At 66.8% G+C, this 24841-nt stretch carries 29 protein-coding genes; 17 read left to right on the plus strand and 12 right to left on the minus strand.

All coding sequences use genetic code 11. The annotated features are described in order from the left end of the window. Nucleotides 1-4 precede the first annotated feature (4 nt). The 7 genes from OCK02_RS19890 to OCK02_RS19920 all read left to right on the plus strand — a co-directional run bounded on the left by OCK02_RS19890 (nucleotide 5) and on the right by OCK02_RS19920 (nucleotide 6448). Entirely contained in the window at nucleotides 5-796 is a 792-nt protein-coding gene (locus OCK02_RS19890) for an ABC transporter permease (RefSeq protein WP_230803472.1), read from the plus strand. A gap of 2 nt (nucleotides 797-798) precedes the next feature. Then, a complete protein-coding gene (locus tag OCK02_RS19895; RefSeq protein WP_263814539.1) occupies nucleotides 799-1869 on the plus strand; it encodes an ABC transporter ATP-binding protein in 1071 nt (356 codons plus the stop codon). 83 nt (nucleotides 1870-1952) lie between these two features. Then, complete coding sequence (locus OCK02_RS19900; protein WP_263814540.1) at nucleotides 1953-3416, plus strand: NAD(P)-binding domain-containing protein; 1464 nt, start codon at nucleotides 1953-1955, stop codon at nucleotides 3414-3416. A 9-nt stretch (nucleotides 3417-3425) separates the two neighbouring features. After that, nucleotides 3426-4016 (plus strand): 2-hydroxychromene-2-carboxylate isomerase, encoded by a 591-nt coding sequence (locus tag OCK02_RS19905; RefSeq protein WP_263814541.1) that lies wholly within the window; start codon nucleotides 3426-3428, stop codon nucleotides 4014-4016. Between the two features lie 4 nt (nucleotides 4017-4020). Further along, nucleotides 4021-4527: a CMD domain protein gene (locus tag OCK02_RS19910; RefSeq protein WP_263814542.1), complete on the plus strand. Its 507-nt coding sequence runs from the start codon at nucleotides 4021-4023 to the stop codon at nucleotides 4525-4527. A gap of 1 nt (nucleotide 4528) precedes the next feature. After that, a complete protein-coding gene (locus OCK02_RS19915) occupies nucleotides 4529-5104 on the plus strand; it encodes a peroxidase-related enzyme (protein ID WP_263814543.1) in 576 nt (191 codons plus the stop codon). Next, complete coding sequence (locus OCK02_RS19920) at nucleotides 5105-6448, plus strand: MATE family efflux transporter (protein ID WP_263814544.1); 1344 nt, start codon at nucleotides 5105-5107, stop codon at nucleotides 6446-6448. Nucleotides 6449-6461: 13 nt separating this feature from the next. On the opposite strand, the gene OCK02_RS19925 is transcribed toward OCK02_RS19920, so the two are convergent. Then, a complete protein-coding gene (locus OCK02_RS19925; protein ID WP_263814545.1) occupies nucleotides 6462-8354 on the minus strand; it encodes an ABCB family ABC transporter ATP-binding protein/permease in 1893 nt (630 codons plus the stop codon). A 137-nt stretch (nucleotides 8355-8491) separates the two neighbouring features. Next, nucleotides 8492-10711 carry a LysM peptidoglycan-binding domain-containing protein gene (locus tag OCK02_RS19930; protein WP_263814546.1) on the minus strand — a complete coding sequence of 740 codons (2220 nt, stop codon included), beginning with the start codon at nucleotides 10709-10711 and terminating at the stop codon, nucleotides 8492-8494. A gap of 156 nt (nucleotides 10712-10867) precedes the next feature. Between OCK02_RS19930 and OCK02_RS19935 the strand changes: the two genes are divergently transcribed. After that, the gene (locus OCK02_RS19935; protein WP_230803449.1) at nucleotides 10868-11488 is read left to right on the plus strand and encodes a TIGR00730 family Rossman fold protein; all 621 of its coding nucleotides are present in this window, start codon (nucleotides 10868-10870) and stop codon (nucleotides 11486-11488) included. A gap of 42 nt (nucleotides 11489-11530) precedes the next feature. Here the strand turns inward: OCK02_RS19935 and rarD are convergent, their stop codons facing one another. The 9 genes from rarD to cysS form a co-directional block, all read right to left on the minus strand. After that, a complete protein-coding gene (gene rarD, locus OCK02_RS19940) occupies nucleotides 11531-12475 on the minus strand; it encodes an EamA family transporter RarD (RefSeq protein ID WP_263814547.1) in 945 nt (314 codons plus the stop codon). Nucleotides 12476-12592: 117 nt separating this feature from the next. Then, the gene (locus OCK02_RS19945; RefSeq protein WP_263814548.1) at nucleotides 12593-13033 is read right to left on the minus strand and encodes a hypothetical protein; all 441 of its coding nucleotides are present in this window, start codon (nucleotides 13031-13033) and stop codon (nucleotides 12593-12595) included. Between the two features lie 35 nt (nucleotides 13034-13068). Beyond that, complete coding sequence (gene cimA / locus OCK02_RS19950; RefSeq protein ID WP_263814549.1) at nucleotides 13069-14685, minus strand: citramalate synthase; 1617 nt, start codon at nucleotides 14683-14685, stop codon at nucleotides 13069-13071. A 188-nt stretch (nucleotides 14686-14873) separates the two neighbouring features. Next, nucleotides 14874-15350: a GFA family protein gene (locus tag OCK02_RS19955; protein WP_230803437.1), complete on the minus strand. Its 477-nt coding sequence runs from the start codon at nucleotides 15348-15350 to the stop codon at nucleotides 14874-14876. A 1-nt stretch (nucleotide 15351) separates the two neighbouring features. Continuing rightward, the gene (locus tag OCK02_RS19960; RefSeq protein ID WP_263814550.1) at nucleotides 15352-15846 is read right to left on the minus strand and encodes a GFA family protein; all 495 of its coding nucleotides are present in this window, start codon (nucleotides 15844-15846) and stop codon (nucleotides 15352-15354) included. Further along, the gene (locus OCK02_RS19965) at nucleotides 15843-16385 is read right to left on the minus strand and encodes a GFA family protein (RefSeq protein WP_263814551.1); all 543 of its coding nucleotides are present in this window, start codon (nucleotides 16383-16385) and stop codon (nucleotides 15843-15845) included. The genes OCK02_RS19960 and OCK02_RS19965 overlap by 4 nt, the downstream gene beginning before the upstream one ends. Further along, nucleotides 16382-16789, minus strand: a complete 408-nt coding sequence (locus OCK02_RS19970) for a type II toxin-antitoxin system VapC family toxin (protein WP_263814552.1) — start codon at nucleotides 16787-16789, stop codon at nucleotides 16382-16384. The genes OCK02_RS19965 and OCK02_RS19970 overlap by 4 nt, the downstream gene beginning before the upstream one ends. A gap of 14 nt (nucleotides 16790-16803) precedes the next feature. Beyond that, nucleotides 16804-17082: an antitoxin gene (locus OCK02_RS19975; protein WP_263814553.1), complete on the minus strand. Its 279-nt coding sequence runs from the start codon at nucleotides 17080-17082 to the stop codon at nucleotides 16804-16806. Between the two features lie 63 nt (nucleotides 17083-17145). Beyond that, nucleotides 17146-18573, minus strand: a complete 1428-nt coding sequence (gene cysS, locus OCK02_RS19980; protein ID WP_263814554.1) for a cysteine--tRNA ligase — start codon at nucleotides 18571-18573, stop codon at nucleotides 17146-17148. 365 nt (nucleotides 18574-18938) lie between these two features. On the opposite strand from cysS, the gene OCK02_RS19985 reads away from it, so the two are divergent. Further along, on the plus strand, nucleotides 18939-19079 hold the full coding sequence (locus OCK02_RS19985; protein ID WP_230803427.1) for a hypothetical protein: 141 nt from the start codon (nucleotides 18939-18941) through the stop codon (nucleotides 19077-19079). 213 nt (nucleotides 19080-19292) lie between these two features. Next, entirely contained in the window at nucleotides 19293-19478 is a 186-nt protein-coding gene (locus tag OCK02_RS19990; protein ID WP_230803425.1) for a hypothetical protein, read from the plus strand. A 54-nt stretch (nucleotides 19479-19532) separates the two neighbouring features. On the opposite strand, the gene OCK02_RS19995 is transcribed toward OCK02_RS19990, so the two are convergent. Beyond that, a complete protein-coding gene (locus OCK02_RS19995; RefSeq protein WP_263814555.1) occupies nucleotides 19533-20360 on the minus strand; it encodes an SOS response-associated peptidase in 828 nt (275 codons plus the stop codon). Nucleotides 20361-20517: 157 nt separating this feature from the next. Between OCK02_RS19995 and OCK02_RS20000 the strand changes: the two genes are divergently transcribed. From OCK02_RS20000 to OCK02_RS20030, 7 genes are all read left to right on the plus strand, one after another. Next, nucleotides 20518-20958: an NUDIX hydrolase gene (locus OCK02_RS20000; RefSeq protein WP_263814556.1), complete on the plus strand. Its 441-nt coding sequence runs from the start codon at nucleotides 20518-20520 to the stop codon at nucleotides 20956-20958. 4 nt (nucleotides 20959-20962) lie between these two features. Further along, entirely contained in the window at nucleotides 20963-21430 is a 468-nt protein-coding gene (locus OCK02_RS20005; RefSeq protein WP_263814557.1) for a TIGR02301 family protein, read from the plus strand. A gap of 93 nt (nucleotides 21431-21523) precedes the next feature. Continuing rightward, on the plus strand, nucleotides 21524-21793 hold the full coding sequence (locus tag OCK02_RS20010; protein WP_183806986.1) for a hypothetical protein: 270 nt from the start codon (nucleotides 21524-21526) through the stop codon (nucleotides 21791-21793). A 17-nt stretch (nucleotides 21794-21810) separates the two neighbouring features. Then, on the plus strand, nucleotides 21811-22602 hold the full coding sequence (locus tag OCK02_RS20015; protein ID WP_263814558.1) for a hypothetical protein: 792 nt from the start codon (nucleotides 21811-21813) through the stop codon (nucleotides 22600-22602). A gap of 166 nt (nucleotides 22603-22768) precedes the next feature. Continuing rightward, on the plus strand, nucleotides 22769-23623 hold the full coding sequence (locus OCK02_RS20020) for a YgfZ/GcvT domain-containing protein (RefSeq protein WP_263814559.1): 855 nt from the start codon (nucleotides 22769-22771) through the stop codon (nucleotides 23621-23623). Beyond that, nucleotides 23620-24255: a YfbR-like 5'-deoxynucleotidase gene (locus tag OCK02_RS20025; protein ID WP_230803414.1), complete on the plus strand. Its 636-nt coding sequence runs from the start codon at nucleotides 23620-23622 to the stop codon at nucleotides 24253-24255. The genes OCK02_RS20020 and OCK02_RS20025 overlap by 4 nt, the downstream gene beginning before the upstream one ends. Beyond that, a complete protein-coding gene (locus OCK02_RS20030) occupies nucleotides 24252-24839 on the plus strand; it encodes a tyrosine phosphatase family protein (protein WP_263814560.1) in 588 nt (195 codons plus the stop codon). The genes OCK02_RS20025 and OCK02_RS20030 overlap by 4 nt, the downstream gene beginning before the upstream one ends. Nucleotides 24840-24841: the final 2 nt, after the last annotated feature.

Consider the following 24841-nt stretch of genomic DNA (forward strand, 5'->3'; position numbering starts at 1 on the left):
GCCGATGCGCCATTATTTCAACGATCTCCCCAAGACCGCGCTGACGGCGGGCTACTGGCTGTTCGTCGCCTACCTGCTGCTGCCGCTGACGCTGATGATGTCGATGAGCTTCAAGGACGCCAACTTCATCGCCTTCCCGATCCAGGACTGGACGCTGCGGTGGTACGCAGAAGTGCTGCAGGACCGGCAGTTCCTCGACGCCATCGCCTATTCCGCCTTCATCGCCTTTGCCACCACCGTCTGCGCTACCGTCATCGGCGTCTGGATCGCGCTGGTGGTCGCCACCGAAGGCATCTTCGGGCGGGCGGCGATCTTCGCGCTCGCCTGCCTGCCGGCGGTCGTGCCGGGCCTGATCAACGCCATCTCGATGCGCATCTTCATCCGCGTCATCGACCTGCCGACCGGCACGGCGGCGATCATCCTCGCCCACACCGTGCATGCCGTGCCGTTCGTGGTCATCATGGCGCTGACCCGGCTGCGCTCGATGCCGAAGAACCTGACCGATGCCGCCCGCGATCTCGGCGCCGACCCCTTCATCGCCTTCGTCCGGGTGACCATCCCCTATCTGATGCCGGCGCTGCTCGGCGGCATGATCTTCTGCGTGCTGACCAGCATCGACGACTTCGTGCGCACCTTCTTCCTCGGCGGCTACAAGCCGACGCTGCCGATGCTGATCTTCGCCAAGGTGCAGGGCGGCATGTCGCCCCAGATCAACGCCATGGCGACGATCGTCCTCATCGCCACCGCCCTCATCGGCCTCTACGCCGAATATCTCACCCGCCGCGCAAGGAAATGACGATGCAGCCTGTCGTGCACTTCAAGAACGTCAACAAGTACTATGGCGCTGCGCTCGCCGTCGAAAACCTCGACCTGTCCGTCGAGCCCGGCCAGTTCGTCACCCTGCTCGGCCCGTCCGGCTGCGGCAAGTCGACCACGCTCAGGATGCTGGGCGGTTTCGAGACGCCGTCTTCCGGCGAGATCTTCCTCGACGGCAAGCCGATCACCAAGCTCCCGCCGAACAAGCGCAACGTCAACATCGTGTTCCAGGACTATGCGCTGTTCCCGCACCTTTCGGTCGGGCGCAACATCGCCTTCGGGCTGGAGCTCAAGGGGCTGGCGTCAGATGCGATCCACAAGCGGACCAGCGAGCTCTTGTCGCTCGTCAAGCTGGAGGATTTCGCCGAGCGCATGCCCGACCAGCTCTCCGGCGGCCAGCGCCAGCGCGTGGCGCTGATGCGGGCGCTCGCCCCCAATCCGCATGTGCTCCTGCTCGACGAACCGCTCTCGGCGCTCGATGCGAAGCTGCGCCAGCAGATGCAGATCGAGCTCAAGTCGATCCAGCAGACCACCGGCAAGACCTTCATCTTCGTGACCCACGACCAGGAGGAAGCCCTGACCATGTCGGACGTGGTCGTCGTCATGAACAAGGGTCGCATCGAGCAGATGGGCGCGCCCGACACACTCTATTCGCGCCCGCAGAGCCGTTTCGTCGCCAATTTCATCGGCGAGAGCAACTTCCTCGAGGCGGGCGTCACCGCCGTGCACGGCAATGTCGCCACGCTCGACTGGGACGGGCACGTCATCCATGCCGACGTGAACGGCAACCGGGTCGCCGCGGGCGACCGGACGACGGTCGCGCTGCGGCCGGAATCGCTCTACTGCCTCCCCGACAAGCCCGGAGACAGGCTGGCGCTCGAAGGCCGGATCGTGCGCCGCGTCTTCAAGGGCGCCCACAGCGCGCTCACCGTGCAGCTCACGAACGGCAAGGAACTCGTGGTGCAGATCGACCCGGTGGCGCTGTCGCAGCTTCATTCGGACGACGTCTGGATCGGCTGGCGCGAACAGGACGCCGTGCTTCTGCGCGACTGAGGGCCGTCCGCAGGCAGACAGAACAACGCCGGACGTCCGTAAACCGCCGGACCGACCCGCATTCGACAAGGACAGGACAGACGATGACAAGCGCACAGGACCCGAGGCTCGCCGAGCTCAATGCAAGGGTGAAGCAGGATCTCGAATACCTGAACTTCCCGCCGGCCAACTGGAGCAAGCCGGTCGGAACGGAGGCGGGCCAGGCGGTCTGCGACGCCGTCATCATCGGCGGCGGCATGTGCGGGCTGGTCGCCTGGTTGGCGCTGACGCGGGCCGGCATCCGCAACCTGCGCATCGTCGACCGGGCGCAGAAGGGCGCGGAGGGACCTTGGGTAACCTATGCCCGCATGGAGACGCTGCGCTCGCCGAAGAACCTGCTCGGCCCGGCGCTCGGCATGGCCTCGCTCACCTTCCGCGCCTGGTATACGGCGCTCTTCGGGGTCGCCGCCTGGGAGGAACTCTTCCGGATCCCGCGCCCGATGTGGATGGACTATCTCAACTGGTATCGCGACGTCCTGTCGGTACCGGTCGAGAACGGCATCGACGTCACGCGCGTCATCCCCCGCGACGACGGGTTGCTGGAGCTTGAGATCGCCGGCGGCGAGCGCCCTTCGATCCTCACCCGCAAGCTCATCATGGCGACCGGCCGCGACGGGCTCGGCGAGCCCACCATCCCGGATTTCGTCGCCCCCCTCACCCGGCTGAAGACCTGGGGCCATTCCGCCGACATGATCGATTTCGCCGCGCTGAAGGGCAAGCGGGTGGTGGTGATCGGCGTCGGCGCCTCGGCGGTGGACAACGCAGCCGAAGCGCTGGAGGCCGGCGCCGGCGAGGTCCGCCTGCTGGCGCGGCGCAAATCGATGCCGACCATCAACAAGCTGATGGGTATCGGCTCCTACGGCGTCACGGCGGGCTTTCCCAAGATCGAGCCGGCCTGGCGCTGGCGGCTGATGGACTACGCCACCAAGCAGCAGACGCCGGCACCGCACAATTCGACGCTGCGCGTCAGCCGCCATCCGAACGCCTATTTCCATTTCGACTGCGGCATCCGGTCGATGCGCGAGGAGGACGGCGAGGTCGTCATCACCACGAACAAGGGCCGGATCTTCCGCACAGATTTCGTCATCCTCGGCACCGGCTTCAATGTCGATCCGCTGGCGCGCCCCGAACTTGCGCCGTTCCAGGACAGGATCGCCTGCTGGGAAGACCGCTACACCCCGCCCGAAGGCGAGGAGAACGCCCCGCTCGGCCGCTTCCCCTGGCTGGAGGAGGACTTCTCCTTCACCGAAAAGGAACCCGGCACCGCGCCGTGGCTGAAGGACATCCATTGCTTCAACTACGGTTCCTCGATGAGCCTCGGCAAGGTCAGCGGCGACATTCCAGCGATCAGCGAGGGTGCGCTATGGCTCGCCCGCGGCGTCTCCGCCTCGCTGTTCATCCGCGACATCGACCATCACTGGCAGGAACTGCTCGCCTACGAGAAGCCGGAACTGGACGGCTCGGAGTGGACGGATGCCGATGCCGTTCGGGAACAGAAGACAGCCTGAGGCCAGCCCATGAAAAAGACCGTCTACTATTATCATGCGCTCAGTTCGCCCTGGGCCTATCTCGGCTGGCCGCAGTTCAAGGCGCTGATCGAGAAGCACGATCTTGACGTCGTGGTCCGGCCGACGCGGATCGTTCCGGACAATGGCGGGGTGCCGCTGCGCTCGCGGCCGCAGCCGCGGCAGGACTACCATGCCGTCGAGCTCGACCGCTGGCGCAAGCGGCTGGACATGCCGCTGGTGCTGAAGCCGAAATACTATCCCACCAACAACGAGTTCTCCGCCCGCCTGGTGATCGCCGCCGACCGGCTGGGACTGCCGGCGCTGGAATTGAGCCACGCGCTGCTGCGGGCGCTGTGGAGCGAGGAGCAGGACGTGACCGTGCCCGAGGTGCGGATCGCCGTTGCCGACCGGCTCGGCCTCGACGGCCGCAGGCTGCAGGCGATGGAGGAGGATCCGGAGACCGTGAAGGCCTGGCACGACAGCCACGAGGAAGCAAAACGGCGGGGCGTGTTCGGCACGCCGACCTGGATCTACAAGGACGTGCTCTACTGGGGACAGGACCGGTTGAGCTTCCTCGACGAAGCGCTTGCGGAAGGATGAGGCAATGAGCGAGCAAACCACCGGCGACGTCATCGACAGCGTGCTCGGGCTCGAAGCGGGCTCCGAACTCAAGGCGCTGCGCGAGAAGCGCGAGAAGCTGAAGGCGCTGACCCAGTCGAGCTATCTGGCGGCCCTGCGCCCGAAGGAGCCGCGCAATTTCCCCTACCCCCTCCGCGCCGCGATCGCCGCCCGCATGTCCGCCCTCTGGAAGGCCGGCGAACTCGCTGCGCACTATCGCGGGCTGCTCGAACAGGAGGGTTCGACACCGGAACTTCTGAACGTCGCCGACGGCGGCTGGACGCCCGAGGACGGACAATCGCGCCTCGCCGCCATCCTGCGCCACGTCGATCTCGTCACGCTGAACCCGAAGGCTGCGACGCGTGCCAATATCGAGGCTCTCCATGCCGCCGACCTGGATGAGCGCGACATCGTCACGCTCGCCGGGCTGATCGCCTTCGTCAACTACCAGATCCTCGTGGTCGCCGGGCTCAAGATGCTGAGGGACAACTGACATGACCGTCGTACATGATTTCACCCTCGAACCGCTCGACTGGCATCCTTACGTGAAGCCGGTGGACCTTTCGGAAGCGACGCCGGAACAGCTCGACGCGCTGAAGGTCACGCCGTCCAACACGAAGGTCTCGGCCTATGTGCTGGTGCTCGCCCAGGAGGCCGAGACGCTCGCCGAGCGCACGCCGCTGTTCAACGACATCATGTACAGCGAGGGCGGACTGTCGCGCGGCGGACGGGAACTCGGCGCGCTCGCCGCCTCCTTCGTCAACCACTGTATCTACTGTGCGGCCGTGCACGCCAACCGCTACATCCAGCTGGAGAAGCGGCCGGAGGTGGTGGACGAGATCTACCGGAGCGGGCTCGATGCCGACCTTCCGGAATACGACCAGGCGCTGTTCAACTTCGGCGTGGACCTGACCGCCCATCCCGACAATGTCGGCGTCTACCAGTTCTACCACCTGCGCGAGAAGGGGCTCGACGATCTCGAGATCCTCGACCTGATCCACTCCGTCGCCATCTTCGGCTGGGCCAACCGGCTGATGCATACGCTCGGCGAACCGCATCGGAAAGACTGAGTGACCGCTTCCTCCGAAAGTGCCACCGGCGCGGCCAGGCCCTTCACGATTTCGCATGGCGACGTGCTGCGCATCGCCATTCCGATGATGATCGCCTATCTCTCGACGCCGCTGGTGAGCCTCGTCGCCACCGGCGTCATCGGGCAGTTGCGCGACGAGGCCCTCGTCGGCGGCGTGGCGCTGGCGGCGGTGATCTTCGACGTGATCTTCGTCTCCTTCAATTTCCTCAGAGGGGCCACGACTGGCTTCACCGCGCAGGCGATCGGAGCGGACGACCGCCTCTTCGAACAGCGCATGCTGCTCGGCGGCCTCGTCGTGGCGATCGTCTCGGGGCTTGCGATCCTCGTCCTGCAGGGCCCGATCGGCACGCTCGGCCTCGCGCTGCTCGGCGCCGACGGCGCTGTCGCCGAGGCGGCGCAGGTCTATTTTTCCTGGCGCGTCTGGTCGGCACCGTTCGTGCTCGTCAATTTCGTCATCTTCGGCTGGATCATCGGCCGCGGCGAGGCGCTGACGGCGATGCTGCTGCAGACGCTGCTGAACGGCCTCAACATCGTCCTCAGCCTCTACTGGGTGCTGGACCTCGGCTGGGGGCTGGCCGGCGTCGCCGCCGCCTCGCTCGTGGCTGAAGCGGTGACCGCGATCGCGGGCATCGCCCTCGTCTTCGCCCGGACCGACCGTCACGCCTGGAACCGACCGGATTTGGCGGCGCTGAAGCGGATGTTCTCCGTCAACGGCGACATGATGATCCGCTCGCTGTCGCTGCTGATCGGGCTGTCCTTCTTCACCCGGCAGAGCGGCGTCCTCGGCATCGACATCCTTGCCGCCAACACCATCCTGCTGCGGTTCTATTTCTTCGGCGTCGCCTTCCTCGACGGCATCGCCACCGCCGCCGAGCAGATGGCGGGACGGGCGATCGGCGCGCGCTACCGCCCGGCCTTCGACCGGATGCTGTCGCTGACGACGCTGTGGGGGTTCGTCTTCGCCGGCCTCGTCGCGCTGGCCTTTTTGCTCTCAGGCGGCTGGGTGATCGACATGATCGCGCCTTCGCCGGAGATCGTGGCGCTTGCGCACGACTACCTGCCCTATGTGGTGGTGCTGCCGCTCGTCGGCCTCGTCGCCTTCCAGATGGACGGCATCTATATCGGCGCGACCTGGTCGCGGCAGATGCGCAACCTGATGCTCGCCTCGCTCGCTGTCTACTTCGCCACCTGGGCGGTGCTGCAGCCGCTGTTCGGCAATACCGGGCTGTGGCTGGCGCTGCTGACGTTCCAGGGCGCCCGGAGCGTCGCCTTCCGATGGATGCTGCCGACGCTTGCCGACCGCACCTTTGCGCTGCGGCCGTAACGCATAAAGTTCGTCACTCGCCGGCGGCCGGCTGGCGCACGACGACGCCCAGTTCGTCGGCGGCGCGGACCTGCTGCAGGTGTTCCTCGGCCTCGGTGGCCTCGCGCTGGCGGTTCCACATCGAGGCGTAGAGGCCGCCCTGCCGGAGCAGGCCGGCATGCGTTCCCCGCTCGGCGATCAGGCCGTCCTTCAAAACGATGATCTCGTCGGCATCCACCACCGTCGACAGACGGTGGGCAATCACGAGCGTCGTGCGGTTCTTCGACACGAGATCGAGGGCCGCCTGGATCTCCTGCTCGGTGCGGGTGTCGAGCGCCGAGGTGGCCTCGTCGAGGATCAGGATCGGCGGGCTCTTCAGGATCGTCCGGGCGATCGCCACGCGCTGCTTCTCGCCACCGGAAAGCTTCAGCCCGCGCTCGCCGACCATCGCCTTGAAGCCGCCCGGCAGGTGATCGATGAAGCCGGAGATCTGGGCGATGTCTGCAGCCGCCTTTACCTCCTCGTCGGTGGCAGACGGGCGGCCGTAGCGGATGTTGTAGGCGATCGTGTCGTTGAAGAGCACGGTATCCTGCGGCACCATGCCGATCTCCGCGCGCAGCGACTTCTGGGTAACGTCGCGCACGTCCTGGCCGTCGATGGTGATCGAACCCTGCTGGATGTCGTAGAAGCGGTAGAGCAGGCGCGACAACGTCGACTTTCCTGCCCCCGACGGGCCGACGACGGCGACCGTCTTGCCGGCCGGGACCTCGAAGGAGACGCCCTTCAGGATCGGCCGCGCCGGATCATAGGCGAAGTGGACGTCGCGGAAGGCGATCGCGCCGCTGCCGATCGCAAGCGGCCGCGCGTCCGGCCGGTCCTCGACCTCGGCCTCGACCTCCAGGAGATCGAACATCTGCTCGATGTCGGTCAGCCCCTGGCGGATCTCGCGGTAGACGAAACCGATGAAATTCAGCGGGATCGACAGCTGGATCAGCATGGCGTTGACGAAGACAAAATCGCCGATCGTCTGCTCGCCGCGCTGGACGGCCATGGCCGACATGACCATCATGATCGCGGTGCCGACGCCGAAGATCAGCGCCTGGCCGAAGTTCAGCCAGCCGAGCGAGGTCCAGACCTGCGTCGCCGCGCGCTCGTAGCGCTCCATCGACTGGTCGAAGCGCTTCGCCTCCATCTCCTCATTGCCGAAGTATTTCACCGTCTCGAAATTCAGGAGCGAGTCGATCGCCTTGGTATTGGCTTCCGTGTCGCTGTCGTTCATCGAGCGGCGGATGGCGATGCGCCAGTCGCTGGCCCGCACGGTGAACCAGATGTAGAGCGCGACGGTGGCGGCGGTCACCGCGAGGTAGCTGAAGCCGTAGCCCGCCCAGAAGACGATCGCCGTCAGCACGAATTCGATGATGGTCGGGATCGAGTTGAGGATGGTGAAGCGGACGATCGTCTCGATGCCCTTGGTGCCGCGCTCGATGACCCGCGACAGGCCGCCGGTACGCCGCTCCAGATGAAAGCGCAGCGACAGGCGGTGCAGGTGGACGAAGGTGCGGTAGGCGAGCTGGCGCACCGCATACTGGCCGACACTGGCAAAGAGCGCGTCGCGCAGTTGGTTCAGCCCCGCCTGCAGGATGCGGGCGAAATTGTAGGCGATCACCAGCATGACCGCACCGAGCAGGAAGGCCGGCAGCAGGTCGACCGCGTCCATCCGGCCGTTCAAGGCGTCGGTCGCCCATTTGAAGAAATAGGGAACGAGCAGCAGCACGATCTTGGAGGCGAGCAGGAACAGCGTCGCCCAGACCACCCGCATCTTCAGGTCCGGCCGGTCGGAGGGCCACATATAGGGCCAGAGATTGACGATGGTTCCGAACGGATTGCTGCTGTCGGCAGAAACCGTCTTCTTCGTTGTGGCCGCCACGCGCGCCTCCGGGTGCCGACCGGCGCCGGCTCATGCGTTCAAGAAAAAATGCGGCGCCCCGAGGACGCCGCATGGGAGAGATAGGACCGATTGCCGCCCGAAACAACGGGCCGGCGCGGGAAAAGCCTTTCGCCGCCTCAATCGCCCTTGACGTGCTTGCGGTGGATCTGCTCGGCCTCGGCCTCCGGCATCGCCTCGTCCGGAACGCCGAAGACCTGGCCGGGCAGGATCCGGTCCGGATTGTTGATCTGGCCCTCGTTGGCGAGATAGATCGTGGTGTAGCGCACGCCCTGGCCGTAGACCCGGCGGGCGATCTGCCACAGCGTGTCGCCGCGGCGGATGATCACGGAGTTCTTGCTCTGCTGCAGCGGCTCCTGCTCCACGGTCTGCGGCTGGCCGGCCGCGGCCTGCGTCTCGCTTGCGGCCGGACGGACATCGCCCGCCACCGGTGCGCCGCCGTCCGAGGCGGTGCCAGGGGCCGGGGCCGGCTCGTTGCCGGCTGCGGCAACCTGTGCCTGCGACAGCAGCGCTTCCGGCGCCGCCTTCAGCGCCGCCACCGCGTCCGCATAGCCTTCCTTCGCCGCATCCGCGGGCACGCCGGAAAGGGCCGCTGCGGCCGTCCGCGCCCAGAGCTTCAGCCGGTCGACCAGCGCCAGGCGGGCCGCATCGGTGCCGGTCGGCGCGGCATAGGCCGCGATCCCGTCGAGCGCCTGCTGCAGGCCTCCACGGGCCGTCGCGATGTCTGCCGGCGTCGCATTGCGGCCGGCGTCGAACAGGCCGGTGAACTGCCGGCCGAGTTCCAGCGCGCGCGCTTCGAGGGCGGTGATGTCGACGACGGGAACGGCCACCTTCGGCGGGGGATCGCCATTGGTCGCCGGCGTCAGCGCATCCTTCACGGCGGCCGAGATCTCGCCGACGGACTGGCCGACGCTTGCGGCATCCTTCGGCAGCGCCTTCAGCTTGGCGAGCGCATCGGCGGCGACGGCTGCGGTCTTTGCCGCGATCGGCTCGCCGGCGCTGCCGGGCGGCGCCTTGTACTCGGCCAGCGACTGCAAGGCGATTTCGGTCGCCGAGCGCGCCGCGGCCAGTTCTTCCGCGGTCGGCTGGCGACCCTCGTCGTAGAGGCCGCCGAGCAGGCCGACGGCCTTGTTGGCCTCGGCGCGCAGCTTGTCGAAGCTGCCGTTGTCGATCAGGCCGAGCGTCGGGGCGTCGCTGGGAGCGGCGGGCTCCTGGGCGACGACCGCCACCTGCTCGCCCTCGGGCCGGTCGAAGGGGACGGAGGCGCGGAGCTCGACGGTGGCCGCATCGGCGCTCATGACGTCGGCGCGGATCACGTGGCGGCCGACGGCCAGCGGCATCACGCCGTCGACCACGTAACGCCCGTCCGGATCGGCCTTCATCTCGCCGAGCAGCTTGTCGTTGGCATAGATGCGCACCAGCGCGCCCGGCCTGGTGCTGCCGGCGACGAACATATGGTCGCCCTCCAGCTCGACGGCCGAAATGCGCACGTTCGGGGCGGCGCCCTCTGCAGCCGGCAGATCGCCGGCCGGTGCCGGGGTCGCGTCAGTCCCCGCGGACGCCGCTTCGCCGGCCTGAGCCTGGGCATCGGTTTGCGGCGCGACGGCTGCGGTCTCGGCGGCACCCGTGGCCGAGGGTTGCGCGGCGGAGGAAGGAGCGTCCTGCCCGGTCGCCGAGCCCGCCGGGGCGGCAGCCCCGGACCCGGCTTCGGGCACGGTGATCATCCGGCTGGCGGCACCGGGCTTGGAGACCATGGCCAGCAGTTCCCCGCCCTTGTCCTTCGGGATGGAGACGGTCGCGACCTCTTCGGAGGTCCTGGCGGAGCCGCCCTCGCCGAGGACGCGCAGGGTGAGCTCGTGGTCGCCGGCGGCGAGCGGCTTGTCGAAGACGGCGGCGAATTCGCCGGACGGGTTGACGCCGGTCGTCGCGACCACGGTCTCGCCGTTGAGGATCTGCACGGTCTTGTTGGGCTCGGCCCTGCCGGCGACGACGGTGGAACCATCGGGCTCGACGCGCAGGACATCGAAGGACGGAGCCTGCCAGGCGCTGGCATCGCCTGACGGCGTCCCCTGCGCGGCCGTACCGGCGTCAGCCGTGCCTTCCGCTGCCGGGGCTTCGGAACGTGCGGTCTTGCCGCCGGCCGAACCTGCCTCAGCCGTACCGGCCTCGGACGTGGTTGCTGCGGGCGCCCCTGCCGTGGCCGGCGCGTCGTTCTGCGCCGACTGCTGCGTGCCTTCGACGGCCTTGTCCTTGTCGATGTTCGGGAGGACGAAGAACACCATCAGCGCCGTTGCCGCTGCCAGCACGCCCAAAGCGATCAGGCCGGTCTTGTATTTCATGTCGCGAATTCTCCCAGCAGCACCCGCCGTTACCCTTGAATTGCTAGCGATTTCCAAGGGTTTCCACAAGCTTGCGCAACCCTTGCTCAAGGTTTGGCCCGGCCTTTTTCGTCATTTTTCTTGACCAAGGGCCGCATCGGATGGCTCAATCGTCCCATGAACGACGAATCCATGCCCATTCGGTCCATCTGTGTCTATTGCGGTTCCCAGCCGGGCCGCGATTCCTCATATATCAATGCCGGCCGCGCGCTCGGCCGATCGATCGCAACGAATCACCTGCGGCTGGTCTATGGCGGCGGCACGAAGGGCATCATGGGTGCCGTCGCGAGCGGGGTCCTGGCCGCTGGCGGCCGCGTTACCGGCATTATACCGCAATTCCTGATGGACATGGAGGCCACGCGCCACTCGCTCGGCCAGCTCTCCGAACTGATCGTCACCGCCGACATGCACGAGCGCAAGCACAAGATGTTCGAGCGGGCCGACGCCTTCGTGGCGCTGCCGGGCGGCATCGGCACGCTGGAGGAGATCGTCGAGATCATGACCTGGGCGCAGCTCGGCCGGCATCGCAAGCCGATCGTCTTCGCCAATATCGGCGGCTTCTGGGACCCGATGCTGAAGCTGATCCGTCACATGGCCGATGCCGGCTTCGTGCATGCCGCCCATCTGGTGCAGCCGCTCGTGATCGACGAACCGGAGCAGATCGTGCCGGCGCTGATCGAACACTGGGCCGGCACCATCGACCGCGAGGGGGAGGCCGGCATCATCGCCCGGCTCTGAGACCACTTTGCCCTGTTGCGACCTGCCCTGCTCCGCCGGCCCCTATTCGGCCGGCTTGAGGCTCGCCGCTGCGGCGCGCTGGGCGCGGGCCGAGGTCAGCATCGATCCCGAATAGACGAACAGCGCCAGCCAGATCAGCCCGAAGGCCAGCATCTGCGCGTGGCCGAAGGGCTCGTGGAAGAAGAAGACGGCGATGACGAAGATCATCGTCGGCGCGATGTACTGCATGATGCCGATGGTCGAGAGCTTCAGGAGCTTGGCGCCGTTGGCATAGATCATCAGCGGCACCGCGGTGACCAGGCCGCAGGCGAGCAGCCACAGCACGTCGGCGGTGCCGGTATCGCCGAAATGGCCGCGGCCGGTCGTCTCCAGGTAGACGATGTAGCCGAGCGCGGGAACGCTGAGCAGCAGCACCTCCAGGAAGAAGCCCTGGTTCGGCCCGATCGGCAGCGTCTTGCGGAAGAAGGCGTAGAAGCCCCAGGAGACGCAGAGCGCCAGCGACACCCAGGGCAACCCGCCCGCCTCGAGCGCCAGCACCAGGACGGCGGCCGCGGCCAGCACGATCGCGACGATCTGCGCCCGCGTCAGCTTTTCCTTCAGCAGCACCGCGCCGAGGAAGATCGAAAACAGCGGGTTGATATAGTAGCCGAGCGCCGTCTCGATCGCCCTGCCCGCGCCGATCGCCCAGACATAGATGCCCCAGTTGACGGTGATCAGCACCGCCGTCAGCGTCGCCATGGCGAGCATGCGCGGCGAACGCAATGCTGTGCGGATATCGGCGGTGCGGCCGAGGATGACGAGCACGAGGCCCGCCAGCGGCACCGACCAGAGGATCCGGTGCGCCACCACCTCGGATGCCGGGATGTGGGCGACCGCCTTCATGAAGAACGGCAGGAAGCCCCAGAGCAGATAGGCCGTCAGCGCGAAGAGAAAGCCTTGCAGGGAATCGCCGTTCGTCGCTGCGGGAGCGTTCTTGACTTCGGCCATGGCGCTGGTTCCTGTTGCTCACCGGTGGACTGGCGGGGCCAACCCCACGCCGCACCTCTGGCCGCGTTCCTACTGCAACGGCGCAGAATGTACCAATTCATTTCGGTGAAGGAAGGATCAGCGGCGCTCACAATGCCCGCGCGCCTCGAGGCGCGCGGCGATCGACCACTGGAGCAGGCCGCAGAGCCCGCCGGCAACGGCCCCGATCGCGGCATAGGCGGGCTCCAGCCCGGGTGCCGTGAAATAGTCGTCGAGCGTGGCGAAGAGGCCGAACAGGAAGCCGGTCACGAGACCATTGCAGGCGAGCACCAGGACGGCACGGGCGACGCGGCCGGCCTTGCGGGCGGCGACGAGTTCGGCGAGCCACGCCGTCAGCGCGCCCGGCGCCAGGATGATCGCCAGCATCAGGAGCGCCAGCCCGTCGTCGGGGTCGAGGCGCAGCGGCTTGCCGTAGAGGATGTCCTCGACCGGGGTCGAGAGCTTGGCGGTGACCACGAACAGCAGGGCCGCGAGCCCGACCGCGGCCAGCACCAGCAGGAGTTTCATCACGATGCGCATGGATGTCATCCCTCGTCCTTGCCTGTCGCCGCCCGTCATTCCGCCGCCACCCGGCCGGCCTCGCCGCGGTTCTTCAGGAGCTTGTAGACGATGCTGTCCATCAGCGCCTGGAAGGAGGCGTCGATGATATTGTCCGACACCCCGACCGTCCACCATCTGGCGCCCGTCGCGTCGGCCGATTCGATCAGCACGCGGGTGATCGCCTCGGTGCCGCCGTTGAGGATGCGGACCTTGTAGTCGGCCAGTTCGAGATCGGCGATCTCGGCCTGGTACTTGCCGAGGTCCTTGCGCAGTGCCAGGTCGAGCGCGTTGACGGGACCGTGGCCCTCGGCGACCGACATCATCGTCTCGCCGTCGACCACCACCTTGACCACCGCCTCGGAGACTGTCTTGAGGTTGCCATTGGCATCGTAGCGGCGCTCGACCATGACGCGGAAGCTGTCGACGTGGAAGAAATCCGGGATCGCGCCGAGCGTGCGATGAGCCAGAAGCGCAAAACTCGCATCCGCCCCCTCATAGGCATAGCCGGTCGCCTCGCGCTCCTTGACGATCTCGATCAGCCGGTCGAGCTTCGGATCGTCCTTGGAGACCGAGATGCCGCGCAGCTTCAGCGCGTTGATGAAATTGGCCTTGCCACCCTGGTCGGAGACCATGACCTTGCGCAGGTTGCCGACGCTTTCCGGCGGCACATGCTCGTAGGTGCGCGGGTCCTTCAGGAGCGCAGACGCATGGATGCCGGCCTTGGTGGCGAAGGCGGAGGCGCCGACATAGGGCATCTGGTGGTCGGGCGAACGGTTCAGCAGTTCGTCGAAGCGGTGCGACAGCTGCGTCAGCCCCTCCAGCCGCTCGCGGTCGATCGAAACCTCGAAACGGGTGTTATAGGCCTCCTTCAGCACCAGCGTCGGGATGATGGCGACGAGGTTGGCATTGCCGCAGCGCTCGCCGATGCCGTTCAACGTGCCCTGGATCTGGCGCACGCCGGCCTCGACGGCGGCCAGCGAATTGGCGACCGCCTGTCCGGTATCGTTGTGGGCGTGGATGCCGAGGCTCGCCCCCGGAATGCCGGCGGCGATGACGGCTGCGACGATATCGCGGATCTCCGGCGGCTGCGTGCCGCCATTGGTGTCGCAGAGCACCACCCAGCGCGCGCCGGCGTCATAGGCGGTCTTCGCGCAGGCGAGCGCATATTGGGGATTGGCCTTGTAGCCGTCGAAGAAGTGCTCGCAATCGACCATCGCCTCCTTGCCGGCGGCGACGACGGCCTTCACCGAGGCCGAAATCGACTCCAGGTTCTCCTCGTTCGTGCAGCCGAGCGCCACGCGGACGTGGTAGTCCCAGCTCTTGGCGACGAGACAGACCGCATCGCCCGACGCCTCGATCAGCGCGGCAAGGCCGGGGTCGTTGGAAGCCGAGACGCCGGCGCGCTTGGTCATGCCGAAGGCGACGAAGCGGGCGGCGGTCGTGCGCCTGCTCTCGAAGAACGCCGTATCGGTCGGGTTGGCGCCCGGGTAGCCGCCCTCGACATAGTCGATGCCGAGATCGTCCAGCATCGCGGCGATCGCGATCTTGTCCTCGACCGAAAAATCGACGCCCGGCGTCTGCTGGCCGTCGCGCAGCGTCGTGTCGAAGAGATAGATGCGTTCCTTGGTCATTGCGTGTTCCCTCCCTGGGAACGATGTCATGCGTCTTCAGTCCTGCCGCCCCTCATCCGGCCTGCCGGCCACCTTCTCCCCGCAAGCAGGGAGAAGGATACTCGCCGCGCCGTCCGCGTCCCCTCTCCCCGCCTGCGGGGAGAGGGTCAGGGTGAGGGGCAATTCTCAGCCGTCCGGTCGAACGCTTCTCAAATCTTCAGCCCGTGCGCCGGCCAGTTGTCGGTCTCGTGGTCGGGGTGCTGGAAGGAGATGATCTTCTCCTGGCGCGAATAATAGTCCGGGTCGTCCAGCCCCGGCTGGTCGAAGATGGTCTCGACCCAGGGCAGGCGGGCGGCGCGGTTGACCTGGATCTGCGGCGCCAGGTCGGTGCGGTCGTCGAAGGTGCCGATGGCGATCTCCAGCCCGTCCGGATGCCGGTAGGTCATCGGCGTGCCGCAATTGCCGCAGAAGCCGCGGTCGATATTGACCGAGGACTGGAAGTAGCTCGGCTCCTCGCGCGTCCACTCCACGCCGTCCTTCGGCGCGGTGACGAGAGCGGAAAACAGGCCGCCGAACTGCTTCTGGCACATGCGGCAATGGCAGATCGACGGGCGGCCGAGCGTGCCGTGGATGCGGAAGCGGACGGCGCCGCACTGGCAGCCTCCGGTGCGGGGGGTGTCTGTCATGTCAGTCCTCCGGTGGCCAGTGATCGGTGTCGTAGTCCGGGTGCTGGCGGTTCGATTCCAGGATGGCGAGGTGGTGTTCACGGCCGGCGGGTCCGGCCGCGTCCGTTTCCTTCTCCGGCAGGCGGGCAAGCTGGGCAAACCAGAACATGCGCGATTCGACGCCCGACTGCGCATGCGGGCGGACGTCCTCGGGATCGTCGAGCGAGCCGAGCACGACGTTGATGAAGCCTTCGGCGGGCATGTCGTAGAACAGCGGCGTGCCGCAATCGCGGCAGAAGCCGCGGCGAACGTGCTCGGACGAGCGGAACCAGCCCGGTTCGCCCCGCGTCACGCTGAAACTGCCGCGCGCGACATTGGCGAGCGGCAGGAAATAGTTGCCGGCCGCCTTCTGGCACATGCGGCAGTGGCACAGGTGCGGATCTTCCAGCACGCCCTCGGCGCGGTAGCGCACGGCGCCGCACTGGCAGCCGCCGGTATAGATCCGCGCAATGCTCATCGGCGCCCCTCCGGCGGGGTGGATGCCCCTTCCCCCGCCCCGTCATCTTGGCCCTGCGCTTCGCCTGCCTCTGGCGGCCAGACGGTCGTGTCGTGGTCAGGATGCTGGAAGGAAACGACATCGAGCACGAAAGGCGCCTCTTCGGCATCCTCCTCGGTCGTATGCCCCGGCAGCATGTGCAGCGCATCGACGAAGCCGATCTTCGCCTCGGTGCCGAACTGCACGACCGGCGGCAGCGCCGAGGGATCGTCGAAGGCGCCGGCCGCCAGCGCGACCCCGTCGGGGGCCTCGTAGGTCAGCGGCGTGCCGCAATCGGCGCAGAAGCCGCGGGAGGCGAAATTCGAGGAGCGGAATTTCTTGGGCTCCCCCCGCGTCCAGACGAGTTCGGCGCCGCGGGTGGAGACCAGCGGCGCATAATAGGCGCCGAAGGCCTTCTGGCACATGCGGCAATGGCAGATCGAACTGTCGGCCAGCACTCCGCGGACCCGGAACCGGACCGCACCGCACTGGCAGCCACCGGTGTAGAGGGGGGCGGTCATGGGGCGGTCTCGTCGCGTTGGATCCAATTCTCGATTGCCAATCCTTCGATGCGGGTAAACTCGCGCATGTTGTCTGTCACCAATGTCATGCCGAGAGAAAGTGCGTGGGCGGCGATCAGCATGTCGTTGGGGCTGATCGGCTTGCCGCGTCCCTCCAGCGACAGGCGGATGTCCGCATAGGTTTCGTCTGCCGGCGCATCAAAGGGGACAACCTCGACACGCGCCAGATACTCCTCGACCGCTGCCGAGAGGCGAGCCGAGTTCTTCTTGCGGCTGCCATAGCGCATCTCCGCAGCGACAATGACGCTGACGCAAATGCTATCCCTTCCAATCTCGCCAATGCGCGCGGCCACAGTTCCTTGGGGGTGTCTGAAAAGGTGTGCGACCGTGTTGGTATCAAGCATGTAACGTGCCTCGGTCACAGATCGATTTCCCGGTTTGGCAGCAGGCTCTCATCGAGATCGGGAAAGTCCTCATCGATCGGCTCCAGCGTCGCGAGCCACTCCAGAAGATCGCTCTTCTTCTTTTTCGGCTCGATGATCAGCCGGTCGCCTTCCTTGCGCATCACCGCCTCGTCACCCGGCAGCTCGAATTCCACGGGAATGCGCACAGCCTGATTGCGGCCGTTGCGGAACAGCTTGACGACCCTTTCGCCGGTCTCCCTGCCGGTGTCCTTCTCAACGCGGACGACATTCATCGCAGCCTCCATCCGAAATGGCATATGCCAAAGCATATGCCAATCACCATGCGGTGGCAAACCTCACCGCCTGACCTCCCATGTCGTCACCCGCTCGCCGGTGGCCGGGTCCTTGCCGTCCTTGAGCTGGATGCCCTTGGAGAGAAGATCGTCGCGGATCCTGTCGGCTTCCGTGAAGTTCTTCGCCTTCAGCATTTCGAGGCGTAGTTGAATGATCGATTCAACGCCCGCCTCCAAGGCCTCTGAAATCTCGACCTTTTTCGGCTTCACCCCGAGCAGCGCCGCGCTGGCCTGGAAGGAGGCGGCCGCAGCCGGGTCGGTCGAGGCCCTGTGGGCCAGCGCATGCAGCGCCTGCACCGCGGCGACCGTGTTCAGGTCGTCGGCCAATGCCGCGAGAATGGCCGGATCGACGCTGCCCTCTCCCGCCTCGGCCACCGGCCACTTGGCAAGCAGGCGCTCGGCCTCCTCCAGCCGCTTGACCGAGAAGTCGATCGGCTCGCGGTAGTGCGTCATCAGCATGGCAAGCCGCAGCACCTCGCCCGGCCATGTGCGGCCGCCGAAGGTGTCGGTTTCGAGCAGGTCGTGGATGGTGACGAAGTTGCCTTCCGACTTCGACATCTTGCGGCCCTCGACCTGGACGAAGCCGTTGTGCATCCAGACGTTGGCCATCACCTTCGTGCCGTGGGCGCAGCGCGACTGGGCGATCTCGTTCTCGTGGTGGGGGAAGATCAGGTCCAGCCCGCCGCCGTGGATGTCGAAGGTCTCGCCGAGATAGGCGGCCGACATCGCCGAGCACTCGATATGCCAGCCCGGGCGCCCCCGGCCCCAGGGGCTGTCCCAGCCGGGCTCTTCCGGCGAAGATTGCTTCCACAGCACGAAATCGCCGGGGTTCTTCTTGTGGCTGTCGACGGCGACGCGGGCGCCGGCCTGCTGCTCGTCGAGATTGCGCTTCGACAGTTCGCCATATTCCGCCCAGGAGGTGTCGAACAACACCTCGCCACCGGCCTCATAGGCATGACCGCGCGCGATCAGCCGCTCGATCAGGGTGACCATGTCGGCGCGGCCGTCCTGGCGCTTCTGCACGAACTCGGTGGCACGCGGCTCGTGCGTCGGCGGCAGCGTGCCGAGGGCCGCGACATCGGCGTGGAACTGGTCGGCGGTCTTCTCCGTCACCCGGCGGATCGCCTCGTTGAGGCTGACGGTGCCGGCCTCGATGTCACGGCCGAAATCGCGCAGCGCCCGGGCGTTGATCTTGTCGTCGACGTCGGTGATGTTGCGGACATAGGTGACGCGGCTCTCGCCATAGACATGCCGCAGCAGCCGGAAGAGCACGTCGAAGACGATGACGGGCCGCGCATTGCCGATATGGGCGAAGTCGTAGACGGTCGGGCCGCAGACATACAGGCGCGCGTTGTCAGGATCGATCGGCGCAAACGGCGCCTTCGACCGCGTCAGCGTGTTGTAGAGGGTCAGGACCGGCTTCTCGGCCATCGAAATTCTCCCAAGTGCAAGCGTCCGGCCGGCCCGGTCCGTTTGTCATCTGGGGATTTCAGGAGACGAAAACGGCCAAGCCAGCGGTGAGGCTAGCGAATAATGCTCCGGCAAATAATGCAGAGTTCCGTTTTCATGGCTCGCTTTATCGCGCCGGAATCCGCGGCGGTCAAGGCCGCCGCGCGCCCGCGATCGACAAAATCGTCGCCCGCTTCGGTGGAAGTGCGAGACGCCCGCCAGGCGCTCCGCCGCCCAGCGGCAAGAGGACTGGCATCCGCCCTGTTCCTTCGGAAACACCGCAGGCATCCCGGCACTGGCAAAAAGACGTCACAGCCCATCCACCAGAGCCACGGAGGACAACGACGATGAGCACGAAGATTGCCGCCAGACTGACGCCGGCCAACGGCACAGGCAAACGGGTCCGACCGGCAGGGCTGCGGGCGGTCATCGCCGCGGCATTGCACCTGAACGCCCGGCGACAGGAGAAATCCGTTCCGAACGCCTGACCAGGCAGCCGGGAAGCGGCTTCCGGCGCACGCCTAGCGCACATTTATATTGTGCGCATGTTAATAATTGTTAACAAATATCAAGCCAGACAGGTCCAACATAATTCGACATTTCGGCAGAATTTCACCAAAATCGGCCTCTATATTCCGATGGCGCACCGGGTAGTACATAAGCGTATCTTGGTGTTCCGGAATTATTAATGGGAGTAAAGAATGTTTACTGAAGGTGCGAAGCGATCAACTTCGCCGCGCGGGCGAAAGTCGGAGAAGCTCGAGGAACAATACAAGCCGCTGCGGCTGAAGGCGGTGCTGGCGGCAGCCAGCCAGCGCAAGCCGAAGGGCGACAAGCCGGCCAAGGGAGAGCTGCCGGCCTGCCTGAAGGACGCGGCGGAAGCCTGACCGGCGCCGATCGCCGGCGGGCGCGGCCTTGTCGCCTTGACGGCGCCGCAGCCTTCAGAGCAACGACAGCTGGCCGCCATCGTCCGGCCCGCCGTCGTCATTTCCGGAACCGGCCTTGCCGGGTTTCCGACGTGCACCCTGCTGCCTTTCCGCAGGGGATGCTGCGGCCCCGGCGAGCGCCGGGGCAACCGGCTCCTGGATCTCCGGGCCGACATTGGCGACCTTGTTGACCCTGTCGGAGACGGGGACCGCCTCGAAGAACGCATCGTCGATCGGCCGCAGCAGGTCCTCGACCTCGCGCGGCTCCTGCGTCTTGCAATCCAGCCAGCGGGCGAAGTCCTGCGGCTCGATCACGACCGGCATCCGGTCATGGATGCCGCCGATCGCCCTGTTGGCGGCGGTCGTCAGGATCGCGCCCGTATCCACCTCGGAACCGTCGGCGGAAGACCACGTTTCCATCAGCCCGGCGAAGGCGACGATCCCGCCGTTCCTCGGGCGGATCCAATAGGCCTGAGACTTCTCCTTGGACCCTTTGGGCGGACGGTGCCACTCGTAGAAGCCGCTCGCCGGAACGAGGATGCGCCGATGGCGCATGGCGGCGCGGAAGGACGCCTTGCCGATCGCCGTCTCCGCCCGGGCATTGATGAGAAGGGGAAACTCGCGCGGATCCTTCACCCAGGAGGGCGTGAACCCCCAGCGCACCAGCAGCGCCCTGCGATCGGGAAGATTGCTTCCGGGCTCCTGCCGGTCGCCGGCGATCACCACCAGGATCGGCTGGGTCGGCGCGATGTTGTAGCGCTCGGGAAACTCTTCCACGTCGACGACGTCGAGGAACTCCTTCAATCTCGCGGTCGGTTCCGTCAAAGCAAATCGTCCGCACATGATGACCGCCCGCCTGTTTTGCAACCAATCCCCGAGATAGACGGCGTGCGGACCGTTTTCAACGCCGATGCGACGTTTGCGGACCGCGGTCGCGGCACGTCTGGAACAATCGGGCGGCGGCCCCTATAAGGGGGAAGATGAAGAGTCGGAACCGCCGATGACCGCAAAACCAGCCTCCTCTGCCATTCTCGAGCGCGACGGGCGCTATCTGCTCGTGCTGCGGCGCAATCCCCCGGCAGCGGACATGTATGCCTTTCCCGGCGGGCGGGCGGAGCCGGGTGAGAGCCCGGCGGAGACGGCGCTGCGCGAATTCCGGGAGGAGACCGGCATTTCCGCCCGCGATCCCCGGCTCTATGCGACCTACGACCTGAACAGCCGGTCGACCGCCAGCCACTTCTTCCTGTCGGTGTTTCGCGTCGAGGCCGATGCGGACGCGGTCGCCGTTGCCGCCGACGATGCGGCCGATCTCGGCTGGTTCACCGCCGAAGAGATCTCTTCCCTGCCGGCGCCGGAAAGCGTGCGCGACTGCATCCGGCGGCTGGAGGCCGATCGCGGCCGGACCGATGCCGCCCCGCCGCAGCCAGGCGGCCTCCGGTGAAGCGATGATGCACAGCCCCCGCCCCGCCCTCTTGTCTCCGGCGCTTGCAGCGGTTCTGGCGCTCGTCCTGTCCGTGGCCCCGCATGCCGCCGCGGCACAGGAGGCAACCGCCCCTGCCGCATCCGGGCAGCCGGCTCCCGCCACCGCACCGGCGGCCGAGAGCAAGCCCGCGCCCTATGACGGGCGGCTGGAACGGCTTTCGGAGATCCTGGGCGGCGTCCACTACCTGCGCAATCTCTGCCTGAAGGCGAAGGAAGACACCTGGCGCACGGCGATGGAAGACCTGATCGCGATGGAGGCCGGCAGCGAGCAGGCGCGCAAGGAACGGCTCACCGCGGCCTTCAACCGGGGATATCGTTCGTTCGCCTCCGTCTATGCCTCTTGCACCGAACAGGCCGTTGTCGCAGAACAACGCTACCGTAACGAAGGTGCAACACTTGCCACCGAAATTACCGCCCGGTTTGGAAATTAGCGGATAATTAACCTCTTTTTCGCCGCACCCGTGTCGTTTTGATAAAAGGCTGCTAAGCTCATTAACAGTCTGGTAAAGAAGTAGATGCCTCGCATGGATCACATGATGGAACCAAGCCTGAACGATATCGACGAGATGATCGTACACGAGAAGATGCAGGCCGCGCTGGAACACCAGAACGAGGCTTGGGCGGACGGGATGGCCGACGGCATCGAGCCGGAAATCATCGCCGACGCCGCGATTGCGCTTGCCATGCGCGAGACGATCCGCCTGCTCGGTGAAGACGGCGCCGAGGCCATGTTGACTTCCCTGCGCGAGCGCATGCTCGCGGGCGAGTTTTCTCCGGAACGCACGCTTCAATAGGCGAAAAGGCCAGAAGGATGCTGAGCTTGTACGACCGCATCAGGCTGCTTCGCGGCAGCGTGTTCGCCGTCTCGTTCGTGCTGGCGATCACGGCAAGCCCCGGCACCGGCACTCCCGCCTTCGCCCTCAGCGAACTGAAACAGATTCCCGGACAGACGACGCAGGAACAGCCGGAACGCGACGGCGGGCCGACCGCTCAGACGCCGCCGTCCGAAGAGGCCGAGCCCGATGCGGGCGAAGGGCTGCAGCTGCCCCTGCCCGATCCGCTGATTCGCAGAGGCGCCGGCGACGAAGCCGTGACTGAGCCTGCGGACGACACGGCGGTCACCGAGCCCGAACCGCCGGTCGAGGTTCTCTACGACATCACCAAGGCACCCGAGCCGGTCCGTCGCATGCGCGAGCTGATTGTCGAGGCGGCCGCGTCCGGCGACATCGAGCGGCTGCGCCCGCTGCTCGGCAAGGGACCGACGCAGACGCAGGTCTCCGTCGTCGAAGGCGCCGACGATCCGGTCACGATGCTGAAGGGCCTGTCCGGCGACCCGGACGGCATCGAAATCCTGGCGATTCTGCTCGACGTCCTGGCGACCGGCTTCGTCAAGGTCGACGCGGGCACGCCGAACGAGACCTATGTCTGGCCCTATTTCGCCGCCAAATCGCTCGATACGCTGTCTCCGCCCGAAAAGGTGGAGCTGCTGCGAATCGTCACGGCCGGCGATTTCGCCGACATGCAGGAATTCGGCGGCTACAACTTCTATCGCGTCGGCATCTCCCCCGACGGACAGTGGAAATTCTTCGTCGCCGGCGACTGATACCAACCTGCACTGATATTGACCGATTGCGCCGGGCGCTTGCAGGGCTTGCGCTGGCTCGACCGGCATTCTACCTCTGATCACGAACCTGATTTCGGGCGCTGGCCACGGCGTTCGCTCAAGACTGGACAAGGCTGGCCGGGACTGGCCAGGACTGGATTGAACCATGCCCGCCACTACCCTTTCCGGACGCGCCTTCGTGACGATCACCGGCCCCGATGCCGAAGACTTCCTGCAGGGGCTGATCACCACCGACCTTGCCGCGCTGCCGCAGCGCGAGGCTCGGGCCGGGGCGCTTCTGACCCCGCAGGGCAAGATCCTGTTCGACTTTCTCGTCTTCCGCCTCCCCGGCGGCGGGCTTTGCCTGGAAACCACCGGCTCCCAGAGCGATGCGCTCGTCAAGCGGCTGACCATGTACAAGCTGCGCGCGCAGGTGACGATCGCGACGACCGGCGAAACCGAGGCGACCGTCTCCTGGGATGGCGAAGGGGACGACGATGGCGAGGCAATCACCGACGACCGCTTCGCCAGGGCCGGACGAAAGGTGCTGCGCCGGCCGGGCGGCGGCGGCAACGCTGCGGCTTCGGCCTACGACGCGCTGCGGGTCGATTGCGGCATCGTCGAATCGGGCGCCGACTATGCGCTGTCGGAGGCGTTTCCGCATGACGTGCTGCTCGACCTTTCCGGGGGGCTCTCCTTCCGCAAGGGCTGCTATGTCGGCCAGGAGGTGGTCTCGCGCATGCAGCACCGCAGCACCGCCCGCCGCCGGCCGGTGATCGTCGAGGCGCGGGCTGCACTGCCGCCCTCCGGCACCGAGATCGTGGCGGAGGGCAAGACGATCGGCACGCTCGGCACCGTTGCCGGCGAAAGAGGGCTTGCAATCGTCCGGATCGACCGCGTCGCCGAGGCGCAGCGGGCCGGGGCGCCGATCCTTGCCGGCGCGGTGGACGTGACCGTGCGGCTGCCGGAATGGACGGGGCTTTCCTTTCCCGAAGAGAGCGCCGGGGCGCCCGCGCAATGAGCGGAACGGGACGGACGAGGACCGAGCCGCGCGCCTGGCAGCGCATGCTGTCCGGCCGCAGGCTCGATCTCCTGAACCCTTCGCCGCTGGACGTGGAGCTTTCCGACATCGCGCACGGCCTTGCCCGCGTCGCCCGCTGGAACGGCCAGACTGCCGGCGACCACGCCTTTTCGGTCGCCCAGCATTCACTTGTGGTCGAGGCGATCTTCCGCGAGCAGAACCGCTGCGGACCCGACGAGTGCCTGATGGCGCTGCTGCACGACGCGCCGGAATATGTCATCGGCGACATGATCTCGCCGTTCAAGGCGGTGGTCGGCGGCGGCTACAAGACCGTGGAGAAGCGGCTGGAGGCGGCCGTGCACCTGCGCTTCGGCCTGCCGGCCGAGACACCGCGCGCCCTGAAGGACAAGATCAAGAAGGCCGACCGCATCGCCGCCTTCTTCGAGGCGACCGAGCTTGCCGGCTTCTCGCGCACGGAGGCGGCGAAATTCTTCGGCGAACCGCGCGGAATTGCGGTCGAGACGCTGCCGGTGGCCCCGCTGCCGGCGCTGCAGGCGCAGCGGCTTTTCGTCGAGCGCTTCGAGGCGCTGGAGGCGCAGCGCCCGGGCGCGACCGGGGAACGGCAGGCATGAGCGCCGGTGCAAATCTCGATCGCGCCACGAGCCGTATCGTTGTCGCGCCGCTGCCGAAGGTTGCCGAAATGGCAGTCCGCAACCGCTGCCGCGAGATGATCAGCCTGGTGGCGCCGAAGCAGCAATTCCATCGTCCGGCGGTGATCGACCCGGCCCGCCACCTGCTCCTGTCCCTGAACGACATCGCCTTTGCCGGCACCGGTGCGCTGGTCGCCCCGCAGGAAGCCCATGTCGAGGCGGTGATCGCCTTCGCCCGCGGCTGGGACCGGACAGCGCCGCTTTTGATCCATTGCATGATGGGCGTCTCGCGCTCGCCGGCGGCCGCCCTGATCGCAGCGCTCGCAGTCGCGCCCGACCAGGACGACGCAGCGCTGGCACAGCGCCTGCGTGCGGTCTCCCGGCAGGCGACGCCCAATGCCCGGATCGTTGCGATCGGCGACGCGCTGCTTCAGCGGCAGGGACGGCTCGTCGCCGCGGTGGCGAAGATCGGCCGCGGTGCGGACTATGCGGGCGACCAGCCCTTCTCCCTACCGGTCGAACCGCCCGCCGCCGACGCGCCTGTTGGTGAAGGAACGGGCCCGTGAGC

Origin of the sequence: Rhizobium sp. TRM96647 (assembly GCF_025780115.1) — a bacterium.
In the GTDB taxonomy this organism is placed as follows: Bacteria; Pseudomonadota; Alphaproteobacteria; order Rhizobiales; family Rhizobiaceae; genus Mycoplana.